Genomic DNA, 14,340 nt, shown 5'->3' on the forward strand with positions numbered 1-14,340 from the left:
GCCGTGGAGCGTGCACTCTCCACGGCCCCTTTTTTGGGCATCCCGAATCACGCCGAGGGGCGTTAAACCTGGGGAGAGAAAATGGAAATAACAGCGCCGCAGATCATCCAGAGCAACCAAAACACGCCGCTGAATTCGGCGCCGAATCCGGCCGCCCAAACAGATGAGGCTCAAGCGGCTGTGCAGACCCAGCAGTACTATCAACAGCCGCCCCAGCAGGTTCAGGGGACTCAGCTTGGACAGAGGTTCAATCCGCAGGCGCAGTATGTTCCCTACGAGAGGTTCCAAGAAGTCGTCGGCCAGGCCAATGAGTACAAGCAGAAGTTGGAGGAATACCAGAAATCAGGTCAGACAGAAGATGCCTCCGGAGCGGACACGGAGTACTGGAAGAATCCTCGCGGGTATACGGACTCCAAGATCGAAGAGACGCAGAAGAACATGAATTATTTCGTTCAGGACGAGATTGATTACCGGACGACTCTTGGCCGTGTGCGTTCGATCCAAGGCTATAACGACCAGATCGAGGAGCAATTGGTCTCGGCGATCAAGACGTACAACCTGGCCAGCGCGGGACGCGGGAACGCCATCCGCGCGGCATACCGGATGGTCACAGGCAATGAGCTTGATCGGTCCGCTTCCACGGTCCAGGCCGCCGATTCGGTCAAGGATCGCCTGGCTCGTCCGGCCATGACAAGCCCATCCGGGTCAGGTTCAGGGATGTCCATGGATGATTTCAAGAAGATTCCTTTGGATGAATTCGCCAAAGACCCGAAGGGATACTCGATGAAGATGCTGGAGAGTTCCCAGCAGGAAGGAGGTTGACCGTGATAAAAAAGCTGGCAGTTCTAGCGGCCTTCTTGATCGGCTGTGGGTTGCCGTTTCTGGCCGTCGCGCAGATCAACACGCCGACGACTGGGGACGGGGTCAACTTGTCGCCGCTTGAAGCGCCGTGCAGGCATTTCGTCCTGGGACAGGCCACCGGGACGACGACCGTCGTGCTGGCCTCCGGGGTGTCTTACGTGGATTGGGTTCTAACGTCCACGTCCACGGCGGATGGAGCGAGCTATGTCGTGTTCGAGGATACGAGCGTGTTGACCAACACTACACTCGACCTCATGCGCGTCTACTCGCAATCCACGTCTCAAAATACGCTGGTCGAGTTTAAGCCTCCCGTGATATTCCTTAACGGTATTTTTGCCAATAAGGCAGTCGCGGCGGACTGGGCGGTCGTCTGCTACCGCACCTACTCGACGCAGGTCCCGTAAGCAAGGGGCCAAGGAGGATAGATGGCTGTATTCGATACAACTAACCAGGCGCCATTTTTAGCTGATGTCTGGGCTAAGAATGCCATGCTGGCCCGTGAGGAAGCACTCATCATGGGAAAGCGGGTTCTGCGCTTCGACGTGGAAGTGAAAAAGAAGGGTGACGTTCTGACGATTCCTCAGGTCACGAACCTCACCACCAACGCGGTTGGATCGGGGGGGACCTACGTCGGTCAGTCTCCTGCTGAGTCGAACTACACGATAAACATAAACCGATGGCGTGAGGCGGCAGTCGAGATACCGGACCTCATCACCGTCCAATCGAGCTATGACCTCATGTCTCTGTACTCGAAGAAGATCGGTTATGCTTTGGCCCTGGATTTGGAGGATCAGCTTTTCAACCTCTATTCCGGCCTGGCTAACAGCGTGGGAACGTCCGGGATTGCGTTGACCGATGACACATTGCTCAACGCCATCCAAATCCTTGATGAGGGAGTTGCGCCTCTTGAGGACCGCACGATGACGTTCCGGCCTGCGTCCAAGCGGACGTTGATGAAGATAGACAAGTTCGTGGACTCTTCCAAGACCGGACTGGGCAGGGGCTCGCAGATCACGGGGTTGTTCGGGGAGATTTACGGTATCCCCGTTTACTTCTCCAACCGCGTGGTTTCTTCCTCGGGAATCAGGAATATGGTGTTCCACAAGGAAGCCTTCGGCGCGGCGGTGCAGATAGACATTAAGATGGAGAAGTTCCGCTTGAGTCTTGCGGATGACCTGGTGGGGCATATCCTGTTCGGGACGAGCGAGCTGCGCGACACTGCCGGAATGGGAATCTCTGCTTGCGAGGTGCTTACCTAATGAGCGATGTTCTCTGCCGGAACAAGAATGGGAAGTACGTTTACCTGCCGGAGGATGATGTGGCTGGTTTCCTCCTCCGTGAGAACGGGCCTCCACCTCCTCCGGTCAGCTCGCAGAAGGCGTATGTCGTTAAGGCTGGATCGGAGGAGTTCGCATCGGGAGATAAGGCGGCGAAGGGGATCGGCTACAAAAACCTTCCCTAGCCTGTTCGTGCCACGGCGTCATTCCAGGGTTCGCCGTCTGGAGATAAGGCGTAAATGGGGGGATTCGCCACCTCCCCCGTTTTTCGCCGCTTGCAGGAAAGGAGTCTTTAATGTCCAAAGCGGATAACGTAGAAGTCACGATGGCGCCGATGACTAAGAGGGATCGCGTATTGTCCTACCGGAATGGCTTGCCGGTCCTCAATCCTGATCGGACGCCGACGCTCATACAAAACGAGTCAAACCAGTATAAGTTCGTCCCCAGGGAGTTGGCTCTTGAATTAGAGAAGGCCCACAAAGCCGTCATCCTGACGCCCAGGGATGGAGAGGAGTTCGTCCGGGGGACCAAGTTGGCCATGGGTATATGGGACGGCTTCAAACCTGGCGAGATGATCCAAATTCACGGCAAGCCCATGGGCGTGGACGATATCGGCAGATTCGACCCGGCGGATGCGATCGAGGCGGCCAAGGTCTTGGTCGAGAAGTACAAGACCGACAAGAAGTCCGGCCTCGTGGTTGAGGTGGATGACAAATTCGATCCGCTGACGTTCGAGGGGAAGAAACGCGAGAGGCGTTTTGATGAGGTGTGAGCGGCCTGGGCATCGCGGCGACCGCGTTATCCATCGCCTCATCGGCACTCATGTTGACGGCAAGTACATTGAGGGATGCCATTCGTGCGTGTTTGAGTCCCGTGTATTCGTTTATCCGACGGTAAAGAGGGACGTATTCATCCCCTCGACCGGAAAGTCCTACCGCATCAGCGCCGCGCATCGTCGGGACATAAAACTGCGCCGCGTGGCTCCCGACCTGTCCCATGTTTGGCGGGACAAGCGCGGCATCGGCTCGGCCATGACTTATTTAAATCCCGGCGACCGAAACAAGAAAAGCATCCGCATGGATCATCGTATCATCCCGGCTTTGGTGAGGGAACATGCTGGTCAGCACGATCATTGACCAGGCCCGCCGGGCGTCAAACGACACAGACTCCACCAATCCGTTCCACACGGACGCCAATCTGCTCGATCTCCTGGATAACTGGCAGACCGACCTGGCGTTAAAAATTCGGTATCCCAGGAAACAGCAGACGATCAGCTTCGCCGTTGGCGCGGGCGGGGCGGCAGGTGCGGTGAATATGAACACCGACATCCTGGACATCAACGCGGTGATTCTTGAGCCTTCCAGCGGGACGGATTACACGCGGCTTAAACCGATCGCTGAGTTCGAGTTGGCAAAAAGACGTCCCAGTTGGCGATCAACGGACAACGCGAACGCCAGGCCGTCGTTCTACGTTCTGGTGAACACTCCCGCGTTGGCGGCGGCTGAGTTCCCCCAGCGGCAGATAACCACGGATACCACCTTCGACGTGGCTCTGACCATGCGCATATACGCCACGCAATCCCCGGCGGCGCTTACGGCACAGACTGACTCCCCGATATTCCAGGTTCCGTTTCATGTCACGGCGGTCTACTACCTCGCGTGGCATATGCTCCTTCCCAGGAACATTGAAAAGTCTATCGTCTTTGGACGCTTATACGAGAAGGAGGTCCAGAGGATACGAGCGCAGAGCAAGGAATTTTCCGACGATTCATCCCAGGTATGGGACACCATCCATGCCGGAGGGGAAATGACCCCGGAGCGGTTGAGCATGTGATGAGCGATGCCGAAGATAGTAATTGATGATTTTCGCGGCGGCAGGAACACCAACGACGCGGTAAACCTGGTCGCCAACAACCAGCATGCGGTGGGTAACAATGTCTGGGTCGAGACGCGGGCGCTGGCTAAGAGGCGCGGCTTCACGGTCCAGTCCATATCTCTAAACAGCCTGACGCCGATACCGGAAAACCTCTACACCAGCCACTTGGCATCGAGCAGTCTCCTGCGGCTCATGATCGCCGGGAGGGTGTCGGCTCATAGCCAAAAATATCTTCTCTACACGGACAACGGGACTTCCTTTTCGTGGGCCGGTTATGTGACCGGTACCGTCTCGGTGACCGGCGCGACCGTGACCGGCTCGGGGACGGCCTGGTCCACCAACGTCACGGCGGGCGACAGGTTCATGGTCAACGCCGAGGCGACGTTCACGGAAATATCAACGGTTGACTCCGACACTCAGCTGACTCTCACGGCGAACTACCCGGCGAATTATAGCGCGGGGAGTGCTTACACGGTTATCCAGCAGATAACCCAGGGCCGACCGACCAGCATGGCGTCGTTTGATGTGTCCGGGGCGCAGAATATTTTCGTGGTGGACGGGACCAGGGGTTACCGCTACAACGGCACGACGACGGTGATAGTGGCTGCCGTACCCGCGTTCCGCTATATCATCGCGTTCAAGAACTACCTGTTTGGCTTGGGTCATAACACGACCGATGTTCGTTGGTCAGCCCTAAGAGATGCCGCAACATGGAATTCCAATAATTTCCAGCAAGTCGGGACGGTGGGTAACCCGACCAGAGGATTCGCGATCTACGAGGACTCCCTCATCATCTTCACTCGCCGGGGGATGTACCGCTTGGTGGGGGACGTGTTCGATCCCTCCAACCCGACCTATGTTCTTCAACCCATCTCGGTTCCGGTGAATTTCAATTTCACTTTCCCCCGGACAGCCGTCACGCATCAGGGGATACTAAAATTCCTGACGGCGGACGGTTGGTTCGCTTATACGGGGGGGGACAGTATCCAGAAAATAAGCTTGGTTGTTCAAGCTGACGTGGACGGATTCAGGCGCTTGGCGTTCGCCTCCGAGGCCATGCAGGATTCTGCCGTGGCTTTTGTTCACAACGACCGTATGTGGTGTTCGGTGCCCGACAACGACGAGACTCCGGCTGACACGCTCAACACCATCTACGTCCAGGACGAGCGGGGGGCGTGGTGGAAGTGGGATATGTCCCAACAGTCGGCGGCGGGGGAAGTGTGCGATTTCGCCTTGGTTCAATACACCAGCGGCGGGACCTATAGTCTTGCGGCGGGGAATGTTGGGACCACGTCTCTGACGACCCTGGATACTGGGAGCGCCGACAATACGGCGGCGATAAACGGCAGCTGGACCAGTCGGGAGTTTGTCTTTGATGATGATGTGGAGTTTTCAGAGATTCGCGTCACGTTGGCCACGCAGTCCGCTGGAAACCTGGTGGTCGGCTTCTCAATAGATCGAGCGACGGTGGTGAACACCAACGCTCCCATGACCGGCGGGGTCGGCACGGTGTCCAGACGCGCCATCCCGGTTCGCAGGATCGGCAAGGCGATAAGGGTCACCGTGTCGAACAATACGGCCGACCAGACATTCGAGGTGTACAAGATTGAGATATTCTTCAATGAATCAGATGCGCAAAGAGCATGACTGATGTCCATACAGCTTGCGATACCGAAACTGGAGGATTTGCGGCTGTTCCAGTTCTTCAGGAATATCTTGGCCAAGGCGGTGGATGGAACGCGGGTTCCACTGGTCGTGGACGACACGAATCAGAGGGTTCTCATTGGGACAGCCGTGGCGCAGACAGCCAACAACGGCAAGTTGGAGGTATCCGGGGGGGACATACGGGTGGTGAACTCAGGAAGCGGCGTTATCATGGCTTCGGCTAATGGCACGGTTTTCCGCGTCAGCGTGGATAACAACGGCGCTCTTAGGGCGGACCCGCTATGAGAAGTTTTGGTGCGCTGCTTTTATTGCTTCTCTGCGCTCAGGCGGGTCATGCCAGGAGAGCCGTGATGGAGGGGCTTGCGGCCTCAGCGAACACAGTCCTCATCAGCACTGTCAATACCAGGGTGAGCATAGCCACGACGAGCTACAACGGAACAGTGGCGACTGTGGGCTTATATGTTACTAGCAACGTCGTTATCAGCAGCGACGAGACTGACAATATCGTTTTTTACGCGACCGGCTCGTTGGTTCTCAATGGGACAAATATTGGGTCCCAGATTACAAACGCGGCAATACTTACCGCAACCCAGACGTTCAGTGGGCAAAACACGTTTGGCGCTGCTTCGACATTTTCGGGAGGGGTCACACTAAATGGGGGAGCGACGGTCAGTTCAACAGCGACTTTCCGATCAAGCACTACTTTCCTGGGGAGCATGGTCGGCGATCAGATCATCAGCTCCTATGTCGTATGGGTTGGGACGAATACGCCAGGTGAGACGATATTATTTCAAGTGGGGGTCACGAGCGTGACGGACAACGGGGCGGGAGATTACACGGTGACTCTCTCCACTCCGTTCACCACGCCGTTTTTCTCCGTGCAGTGTACTTGCGCCTTCGCGTCCAGCGGCGGGAGATTTTGCCAGCGGGATACGGCCATGTCATCAACGGGGCATATACGGATTTCCGCGTTCTCTGATGCCGGGGTGTTGTCGGATTGCAACCAGCTAAACGTTTGGTCGGCGGGGAGGCAGTAGTGGCCATCCGCATCAACCCACGGACTGGCGAGGTCACTGAGTTCAAGACCAGGATCAAGGGCGCTCCGGTCACTGAGGCCGAGATAGCCAGGGTGCGGGCTCAAGGCGGGCAAGGCTCCAGAGCCGAGGAGTCAGCTTTACGGCTCGAGACACTGAGGCGGCTTCAACAGCAGGGCGGCCCCGGGGGGGCGGTGGATGTCTTCTCATTGGCGCAGGAGAACCCCGAGATTACCAGGGCCGCTCTACGTTCAAGGGCCGAGGCGCCATTGATGGGGAACCAGGAACTTGAACAGCTTCTCCTTTCCCCGCAAGCCGATGCGGCCACGAGGGCTACGCTGGCACAGCAATTCGGCCAGGCGATAGGGGCCCCAGGGGTTCAGCAATTGGCTGGACAAATTCAGACGCAGAGGAAATCCGCGCTTGAGAATATCCTACAGAACATTCCATTCGACCAGCTCGCGCAGGCCGGACTTGATAGGGATGACGTGGAACAGGCGCTTCGCAACATCGCGTTTGATCCGTCCTTTAGCGCTAAATTCGAGCGCAGTTTGAAAGGTGCAGCGGAAAGTCGGGCCAGGAGCGCGGCGGAGGGACCGGGGACGTTTAAGCAGCAGCTCCTACAAATAGCGCCGTTCGCATTAGCGCCTTTCCTGGGGCCAGTGTCAGCCGGATTGGCGGTAGCCTCGCCTTTCGCCAGGGAGATAGCGGCGCATCAGCAGGGCGGGGCTCTCGAGCGGGCTTTAGAGCCGGTCGCGAGTCAGAACGGAACAGGCCTTGATGACTTTGATCTGGCCTTCAATGAGGCGTTACAATTACCAATACAGGGCTCTTCGGCTGATTTCGGGACGAGCAGACGCGGCATACGCCCGCTTAGGGGGTTTTGATGGCTTTTTTTGATGACCTAGCAAAAGGCGCTCTTGGTGGGGCAACCGGCTTCTTTACTGGCGGATTGCCTGGTTTGGTAGCTGGTGGACTCACTGGAGGGCTCAGAAGGGGTCCGTTGACCCTTCGAAGCGGGCTAGAGACTGGTTTAATGGGGGCCGGTGCTGGCGGGTTGGCCAAGGGCATAGGTGGATTTATTCCAAGGATCAGCACCGGAGCAGGGGCTGGCGCTACAGCGGGGGGCGGTTTCAGAGATCTCCTTGGCCGGGCAGGTGGCGCGTTTTCACGTGGAATAAAGGCGATCCCGGGCCTCCTTGGCGGCTTGGGCGGACTTGGCCAGCTGGGGGGTATATTCCGCGGTGGTGGCCAACAACCAGGCGTTCAACAGCCGATGCAGGGAGCCCCGCCGCTTGGGGGGGCCCAAGGAGGACTACCTGCCGGAGGACAGTTCGACCTCGCCAGAGCCCTTAGTCTGCTTGGGGGGGGGGCGGCGACTGGCTTTGCCCTGTCCCAGGGTGGACCTGACGTAGACCTGGCAGGACTGTTCGAGGGTTCGACCCAGGCCTCCCAGCAGGCCTTTGAGAACCAGCTCGCCCGGGAGGCGCAGGCCAGGCATGCCATTGAACAGCAGTTCTTGGCCAACCAGGCGTCTACGCGTGGCAGACTTGAGGAATTGCTCGGTGGTGGCACGGAACAGGCCCTGCGGGGCATCCTGGACCCCCGTATAGCCCAATTACAGCGGCAAGGCCTCCTGGGAGGGCCTTCAGGGGCTCTAAACGAAGCCCTGGCGCAGTCTGCGGCTCAGGTGAGGGCCCAACAGCTCCCGGCTCTACTTGGCTTCGAGCAAGAGTCCGGACGCGGGTTGGACCTGTTGCGGCAAGGTGGCCTTGAGGGAGCCCTTGCCTTGCAGAGGGGCGGCCTCCAGCGGCAGTTCCAGCTTGAAGACCTGACCCGGGGAGCCTCATTGCGGGAGAGGTTGCTCCAGTCCGAGAGCGAGGCGGCTAAACGGCAGGCTCTTGCCCGGGCCGGAGGACAATTGGTCGGTTTCGGCCTTGGCGGAGCCCCCGGGGCGCAGGCTGGCCGGCAGGTGTTCGAGGATATCTTCGGCGGCGGGGGAAGCGGTGGAGCAAGGGTGTTGCCGGTTTAGGAGGATGGCATGGCTGATTTTAACGTAATTGATCCTGGTCTTGACCTTGCGTTTCAAACTCTTCAGCCGTTAGTCCGTCGACCATCCGGTCTTGAGGCGGCTCTTGGCCTAGCGGCTTCAACCCCAGAGGCAGCAGCGGCGAAGCGAGAAAGAGAAAGACTGCGCACCGCGGAATTGGCCAAAACAGAACTGGAGAGAAAAAAAACAGAGTCTGAAATAAGTAAAAACCTTGCCGAAGCCGCAAAAAACGCGGGTGGCGGCATTAAAGGTCTTAAAGCAGCGCAAGAGATAGGGAAGCGTTTTGAAGGACTTAGTTCGGATTTCTTCAAACAGAAAGAAGCGCAGAAAAGAATTGAATCCGTCGCTCAAAAACCGTCAGCAGTTGGCGATTTGGCTATGATTTTCAATTTCATGAAACTCATTGATCCGCCATCAGTCGTTAGAGAAGGTGAATTTCGCACGGCAGCGGAAGCCAGGGCATGGCTTGGGAAAGTCGATCGCGGTGAAAAGGGTGAGGGCGTTCAAGTTCCAAATTTCGTTCGTTCAGCCATCGCACGAGCACAAACAGGACAAATTCTTCTTCCTGAACAAAGGCAGGATTTCGTTGGCCAGTCGCGGAATATTTTTCGCGGAGCGCAGGTTCTCCACAATGAACGCAGGTCACAGTTCAAGGGTCTTGCGACGCAGTTCGGAGTCTCCCCAGAAGCCGCCATCCTTGGTCCTGATGAAATAATTGATAAAGAGACGCTCGGGGAGAATCCGGCGGTTAAAGCCGTAATCAAAGCGATAAAAGCCGGCAGGATATCTCGTGAACATGGCAAGGGACTCATCGAGGAGATTCAAAATGCCAGATGAGATAGACAGGCTTCTTGACGAGGAATTGGGCCCGGAACCGCAGGCGCTCACGGAATCAGGAAAACCTGCAAAATTACGAAAAGAACCCGGTTTTCTGGCAAGAGAAGCTCCGCCAATCGCCGGGGCAATCGCGGGTGGACTTGGTGGTGCGGCGCTGGGCGCTCCCCTGGGGCCGCTGGGAGCCTTAGCCGGAGGAGCTATCGGTGCGGGCCTGGGAGACGTGAGCGCGGAGAGCATCAGGCGACTGTCAGCCGGCGAACCGGCACTTTCGCCAAGAGAGGCTGGTTCAAGGTTCGGGATGCAGGCCGGTTTTGAGCTGGTCGGTGGACCGCTGGCTAAGGGAGCCGGGAAGCTCGGTGGAAAGCTGGGCAGAAAACTTCTCCCCCCATTGCTTGAATCCTTTCAGGGTGTATCGAAAGAAGCCACTGAATTTATCCTTAAAAAGGGCCCGAAGGAAGTCCTTACGAAATTGGGAAAATTTGACCCAGAAATGACGGATAAACTAATACTTAATTTCAAGAATACATTGGAAAATGCGAGGCGTATTGCCGGTGAAAAATTGGGAAGAATAGAAAATAAGTTGGCCAGCAAATTTAAAGGAGTACAGATAAATGCCATGGGCGTCGCGAATCTTGGAGAATCCAAGCTTTTAGATCGGTTATCAACGCTTGGCGGTGAGCTGGTAATACCGAAAGCGGAACAGGAGGAGGTTGTAAATATCATCCAGTTAATTCAGAAGAATCCAATTCTTTCCATTCCTGATGCTCTCGCGTTTCGCAGGAATTTAGATGCCGTGATTGATCCTACGAGTGGTTTGGCTAAGGTTTCAAAGCCTGCGCAAGGGATACTAAAACAGATGAGGAAGCAGTTGAACGAGGAAATCCTGACCATAGTTCCTCATCTTCGCCCGGCAGGAGCGGCTTTCGGCAGGGTGGTTGACAACCTTAAAAGGATAGGAACATTTTTCGAGTCCGGCGATGTGGAGAAAAAGCTGTTCGGGCTATTCAAATCCAATACGAGCCAAAGACGACTTTTTGAGAAGGCATCAAAAGCGACCAATCAGGGAGGAGACATCCTGGACCGGATATTCACACAGTTTTCAAGGAAGGAGTTCAAACCGCTTCTCCGCAGAGTTCCCTTCGGACCGATTGCTCTTGGTGGACTTGGAGCAACGGCCTTATTTCGGCCTGAATTCATCCCCCAGGCCGGGATTACCCTGGGAGCGATCGGCGCGTTAAGCTCTCCACGCATTGCGGCCTCTGCGCTCAAGACGGGAGAAGCCGCCAGGAACCTGGCCAGATTTCTTAAACTAAGGCAAGCCGCCCAAGCCGCGACAGCCGGCGGAATCAGCCGCTTTAAAGAGTCGAAGTGAAAGAATGGTTAAAAAAAGGTATTTTCATCTCAAAGACGTTCGATATCAATTGGACGGGGCACGACCGCATGGAAGATGAAATGAAGAAACGCGCCGAGGTGGTTGACTTCGCCGTCAAGCAGCTTGGCAAGCCGTATAAGTTTGGTGTAGAGAATAAGAAAGGAAGCGATTCGCCCTATTCCGTGGCTTTCGATTGTTCGGAACTTTCTGAACATTGCTACGCCTCCACAAGCCTTGAAATGCCAGATGGCGCCAACGCACAGATGGGTTTTTGCCGTCTGGTCAAGGAACCTCTCCCTGGCGATCTTGGCTTTCTCATTAACGACGCCGGGAAAGCGGATCACGTTGAGATATACATAGGCTCCAACGAGATTATCGGCGCTGTCGGCGGGAGCGTGGGCAAGGTCAGGAAAACTTCATGGGACTACATCCGCGATCATGCCCGTTTCGGCTGCTGGGCGCGGCATCCCAGCTTCTCCATGAGGCCGTACAAGGAAGCATGAAATTCTATTTCGTCGTATGGCTGGCCACGTCGTATCAGTGCCCATTCGGCCTCGGCTTTCTCCCGGATGGGGCCAAGGAGTTTTTATGCCGCAAACAGGTGGACTTGAGACACACATATAGCTCATACTTCAGAGACGCCTTGGATCAATTAAATGACCTGGGTCCTTCAACTCCTGCGAAGCTCCTTGAATTTGAGCGTGGCCGCGTTAAGACCATTGCTATTACCTGGCATGCGGATAGGGAGTGATTTTATGTTCGCCATTGCCCTGAGAATTCTAAACCCGAGGAACTGGCTGAAACCGGTCCTTAAGCTGTTGGCGGGTTACGCCGTGCGCCGAGCCGCTAAGGAGCTGGCGCGCAAGCTGAAAGCTGAATTCACCTCCAAGAAAGCCGCCGCGAACATGGATCGCATATTTGACCAGGCGCAGGTGGATTTCTATCTCAAGGCAAACGCGGTTTGCGGTAAATTTCCGGCCCTATGCGGATTGACGGAAAAGACGAATCACATCATCAAGGAGTATGGCGATGCCTTGCAGAAGAAAATCAAGCAGACTATCGTCAAGGAAGGCCCTCACTCCATTGACTCCGTTCTTGGAATCTGGCGGGATGAGGCGACTAAAAAGATCAACGAGCTGTAAATTCTCCTGGTGCCTGAGAGAGCACGAGATAAGACGAATCAAGAAGGACAAAGACTCCGTTATCTAGGGAGCTTTGTCCTTCTTGAACGCCTTAAATATCGTCGGCTGCGAGGCTTTGATCTGGCGGTTAAGCGATTCAGGAAGTTCCTTGGTTTAGGGCTTTCCTAAGCACGTCTTTCAGTTCGTTTCCCACCATGCCGCACTCCAGAACGGATGTCGCCAGGGACAGCGTGGCCGCCTCTGAGCGTTCCACACCGGCCTTGACGAATTCCTGATAATAACCGATGGCGAGCTGTTGGCACGTTTGCGCCTGAGGCTTTCCATCATTGGCCGTTCTTGATTTTTCGATTACTTGCCTGGCGATATCAACCAGCTTGGGATGCCCCTGGCTATCGGGAACATTTTGACCACCAGACAACCGCGCTATCATGTCGTTCGGGGTTTCAAGAGGCTCTTTATCGGCTTGTTCGGCTATCCGAATCGCCTCCCGGCTGAGGTCAAGGTTCACTCCAGCCGGAAGGGAGCGATTCCTGATTTCCTCGGTCTTGGCAGTCCCGTTTGGATTCTTGCGCGGGCGGCCTCTTGGGCGGGGCTGGTTTTCCATGTTAATTCGAGATGGCGGAGATCACTTCTTCATCCTTGATATCCAGCTCTTTGGATATATCGCCAAGGAACTGGGTGTTGACGAGTTTGTCCGCCAGGTATTTCCTGATGACGACGGCTTTGCTCGGGAGCGTTATCGTCTTTTCATTCTTATCGCATAATCCGATCAGGACTTCTGCCGATATCACCGAGCAGATGTCGCCAGTGCCGATTTTCTTTACGGTCTTGTCCGCCACTGGGTCAACCAGGACTCCGTTGTTATTCCAGAACGCCGACTTCTTGGTATACTTGCGCTTTCCTTTCATGGTTTGCTCTCCTTTTTTTCTGGCTCATTCCAGCAGGACTTTCCTTGGAATGAATAGTATTTCTTATCTATCGCTGAAACGCAAATTCCCGGGGGATCGCAATTCAGGCAGAAAATTACATCGATCCGGCCCGGGGAGCGTAGGTCCCCGATCTGGGCTTTGGTGTAGCCGTATATTTTAATTTCGCTCCCGGAGGTTTTGATCCGCAAGTGATCCTTGGGGATTCTATCCAGACCAGAAATCCTGCGGCAGTTGGCGTAGACGATGCCCGCCGCCAGGCCGATAAGGACGAGCTTGATCGCCCGGCCTTCAAGTATCTCCCAAAACTGATCGCCTTCCCCCCAGTTCATGCGATGACCGCGCAGTTTGGGCACAGGCAGTTCATGGAAATGCAGGCGTGTTTTCTCCCCGGATTTCCCCTTCGGCATAACGAGCAGAGTATCTTGGGGAGTCTCTGGTGGAAAATCCTGTTAGCGACGCTTTTCCTCCTTATCGCTGGAATGGCCGTTCGCCCGCCCATGGCTTCCTCCTGAATTTCTTTTTTAACCCTTCGAGGAACATCTTTTGCTTTATCTCCAAGCCCAGCAAGCGCAAGTCCTCATTGTCCCGCTTCTTGATGATGTTTGAGTCGCGAATCAGCTCGTCGTAGCTATCTTTCCCGTAGTGGTCAATGTACCACTTTATGTACTTATGAGGGTCGTACTCCATTCGGTAGTTGCATCCTGAGCAAGAACCTACGGCGTTCCTATCATCCCAGCGGACGGAATACTTGGCCCGCGTGATGAAATGGAAACAGCATTCTATGGGATTCTTGGAGCAGAACGGACAATTAGGACCGGAATAATTTCTTGTTCTCAGACGGATGTAAAGGCTGAACAGGTTATCCAGCTTCTTGACGAGGAGCTTGCGGATCGTGGGCTTCAAGACGTTTTCTCTGCCAGCTCTTTTAATTTATTCCAATCGAGGCGAGAATGTCTCCCATCCTGCTGGGACATTAATTTCAACGGGACGCCGTTGCTTCGATAGATAAACGATTTCTGGTGCGCAGCCTGTCTGGACCGGTTTAGGCGGCTTGCGGCTTCTATGAGGCTTTTGCTCGTTTGCCAGACGCGCACGAAATTCTCGGCTTCCAATTGTATTTTTTCATTCATGTCCTTTATCCTTTAGAAGAATTTCATGCCAAAAACCAAGTTCGGTTTTCCCCGGGAAATGCCGCAAAAAATGAATATACTTGTCTCTGTTTTTGCTGCTTTTCAATATCTGTTCCTTAAAATATTCTCCGACACGTTCTATGGCGTTGATCTGCTCATATAACAGGC

The 14,340-nt window shown here is 55.3% G+C and carries 22 protein-coding genes; 17 read left to right on the forward strand and 5 right to left on the reverse strand.

Translation table 11 applies throughout. The features are described 5' to 3' along the window. Window positions 1-81 precede the first annotated feature (81 nt). The 16 genes from QME66_05765 (at window position 82) to QME66_05840 (ending at window position 12,113) form a co-directional block, all read left to right on the forward strand. Entirely contained in the window at window positions 82-822 is a 741-nt protein-coding gene (locus QME66_05765; protein ID MDI6808474.1) for a hypothetical protein, read from the forward strand. 2 nt (window positions 823-824) lie between these two features. Further along, window positions 825-1,265 carry a hypothetical protein gene (locus QME66_05770; GenBank protein MDI6808475.1) on the forward strand — a complete coding sequence of 147 codons (441 nt, stop codon included), beginning with the start codon at window positions 825-827 and terminating at the stop codon, window positions 1,263-1,265. Window positions 1,266-1,286: 21 nt separating this feature from the next. After that, window positions 1,287-2,120 (forward strand): hypothetical protein, encoded by an 834-nt coding sequence (locus QME66_05775; GenBank protein ID MDI6808476.1) that lies wholly within the window; start codon window positions 1,287-1,289, stop codon window positions 2,118-2,120. Beyond that, complete coding sequence (locus QME66_05780) at window positions 2,120-2,323, forward strand: hypothetical protein (protein MDI6808477.1); 204 nt, start codon at window positions 2,120-2,122, stop codon at window positions 2,321-2,323. The genes QME66_05775 and QME66_05780 overlap by 1 nt, the downstream gene beginning before the upstream one ends. 110 nt (window positions 2,324-2,433) lie before the next feature. After that, a complete protein-coding gene (locus tag QME66_05785; protein ID MDI6808478.1) occupies window positions 2,434-2,910 on the forward strand; it encodes a hypothetical protein in 477 nt (158 codons plus the stop codon). Continuing rightward, window positions 2,900-3,274, forward strand: coding sequence for a hypothetical protein (locus QME66_05790; GenBank protein ID MDI6808479.1), 375 nt, complete (start codon window positions 2,900-2,902; stop codon window positions 3,272-3,274). The genes QME66_05785 and QME66_05790 overlap by 11 nt, the downstream gene beginning before the upstream one ends. After that, a complete protein-coding gene (locus tag QME66_05795) occupies window positions 3,252-3,971 on the forward strand; it encodes a hypothetical protein (protein MDI6808480.1) in 720 nt (239 codons plus the stop codon). The genes QME66_05790 and QME66_05795 overlap by 23 nt, the downstream gene beginning before the upstream one ends. Window positions 3,972-3,977: 6 nt before the next feature. Continuing rightward, complete coding sequence (locus QME66_05800; protein MDI6808481.1) at window positions 3,978-5,660, forward strand: hypothetical protein; 1,683 nt, start codon at window positions 3,978-3,980, stop codon at window positions 5,658-5,660. A gap of 3 nt (window positions 5,661-5,663) precedes the next feature. After that, window positions 5,664-5,963: a hypothetical protein gene (locus QME66_05805; protein MDI6808482.1), complete on the forward strand. Its 300-nt coding sequence runs from the start codon at window positions 5,664-5,666 to the stop codon at window positions 5,961-5,963. After that, the gene (locus tag QME66_05810) at window positions 5,960-6,715 is read left to right on the forward strand and encodes a hypothetical protein (GenBank protein MDI6808483.1); all 756 of its coding nucleotides are present in this window, start codon (window positions 5,960-5,962) and stop codon (window positions 6,713-6,715) included. The genes QME66_05805 and QME66_05810 overlap by 4 nt, the downstream gene beginning before the upstream one ends. Then, window positions 6,715-7,599, forward strand: a complete 885-nt coding sequence (locus QME66_05815; protein ID MDI6808484.1) for a hypothetical protein — start codon at window positions 6,715-6,717, stop codon at window positions 7,597-7,599. Before QME66_05810 ends, QME66_05815 begins: the two co-directional genes overlap by 1 nt. Continuing rightward, window positions 7,599-8,744, forward strand: a complete 1,146-nt coding sequence (locus QME66_05820; GenBank protein MDI6808485.1) for a hypothetical protein — start codon at window positions 7,599-7,601, stop codon at window positions 8,742-8,744. Before QME66_05815 ends, QME66_05820 begins: the two co-directional genes overlap by 1 nt. 9 nt (window positions 8,745-8,753) lie before the next feature. Next, the gene (locus QME66_05825; GenBank protein ID MDI6808486.1) at window positions 8,754-9,599 is read left to right on the forward strand and encodes a hypothetical protein; all 846 of its coding nucleotides are present in this window, start codon (window positions 8,754-8,756) and stop codon (window positions 9,597-9,599) included. A gap of 220 nt (window positions 9,600-9,819) precedes the next feature. Continuing rightward, window positions 9,820-10,971: a hypothetical protein gene (locus tag QME66_05830; protein ID MDI6808487.1), complete on the forward strand. Its 1,152-nt coding sequence runs from the start codon at window positions 9,820-9,822 to the stop codon at window positions 10,969-10,971. Then, complete coding sequence (locus QME66_05835) at window positions 10,968-11,474, forward strand: NlpC/P60 family protein (protein MDI6808488.1); 507 nt, start codon at window positions 10,968-10,970, stop codon at window positions 11,472-11,474. Before QME66_05830 ends, QME66_05835 begins: the two co-directional genes overlap by 4 nt. A gap of 192 nt (window positions 11,475-11,666) precedes the next feature. Then, on the forward strand, window positions 11,667-12,113 hold the full coding sequence (locus tag QME66_05840) for a hypothetical protein (GenBank protein ID MDI6808489.1): 447 nt from the start codon (window positions 11,667-11,669) through the stop codon (window positions 12,111-12,113). A 136-nt stretch (window positions 12,114-12,249) separates the two neighbouring features. Here QME66_05840 and QME66_05845 read toward each other — a convergent pair whose 3' ends face one another. From QME66_05845 to QME66_05865, 5 genes are all read right to left on the reverse strand, one after another. Next, on the reverse strand, window positions 12,250-12,717 hold the full coding sequence (locus QME66_05845; protein ID MDI6808490.1) for a hypothetical protein: 468 nt from the start codon (window positions 12,715-12,717) through the stop codon (window positions 12,250-12,252). A 1-nt stretch (window position 12,718) separates the two neighbouring features. Then, on the reverse strand, window positions 12,719-13,021 hold the full coding sequence (locus QME66_05850) for a hypothetical protein (protein MDI6808491.1): 303 nt from the start codon (window positions 13,019-13,021) through the stop codon (window positions 12,719-12,721). Then, complete coding sequence (locus tag QME66_05855) at window positions 13,018-13,449, reverse strand: hypothetical protein (protein MDI6808492.1); 432 nt, start codon at window positions 13,447-13,449, stop codon at window positions 13,018-13,020. Before QME66_05855 ends, QME66_05850 begins: the two co-directional genes overlap by 4 nt. A gap of 61 nt (window positions 13,450-13,510) precedes the next feature. Then, on the reverse strand, window positions 13,511-13,945 hold the full coding sequence (locus QME66_05860) for a hypothetical protein (protein MDI6808493.1): 435 nt from the start codon (window positions 13,943-13,945) through the stop codon (window positions 13,511-13,513). Continuing rightward, the gene (locus QME66_05865) at window positions 13,942-14,172 is read right to left on the reverse strand and encodes a hypothetical protein (GenBank protein MDI6808494.1); all 231 of its coding nucleotides are present in this window, start codon (window positions 14,170-14,172) and stop codon (window positions 13,942-13,944) included. The genes QME66_05860 and QME66_05865 overlap by 4 nt, the downstream gene beginning before the upstream one ends. Before the next feature lie 25 nt (window positions 14,173-14,197). On the opposite strand from QME66_05865, the gene QME66_05870 reads away from it, so the two are divergent. After that, a complete protein-coding gene (locus tag QME66_05870; GenBank protein MDI6808495.1) occupies window positions 14,198-14,335 on the forward strand; it encodes a hypothetical protein in 138 nt (45 codons plus the stop codon). Window positions 14,336-14,340: the final 5 nt, after the last annotated feature.

Source organism: Candidatus Eisenbacteria bacterium (assembly GCA_030017955.1).
Classification (GTDB): domain Bacteria; phylum Eisenbacteria; class RBG-16-71-46; order JASEGR01; family JASEGR01; genus JASEGR01.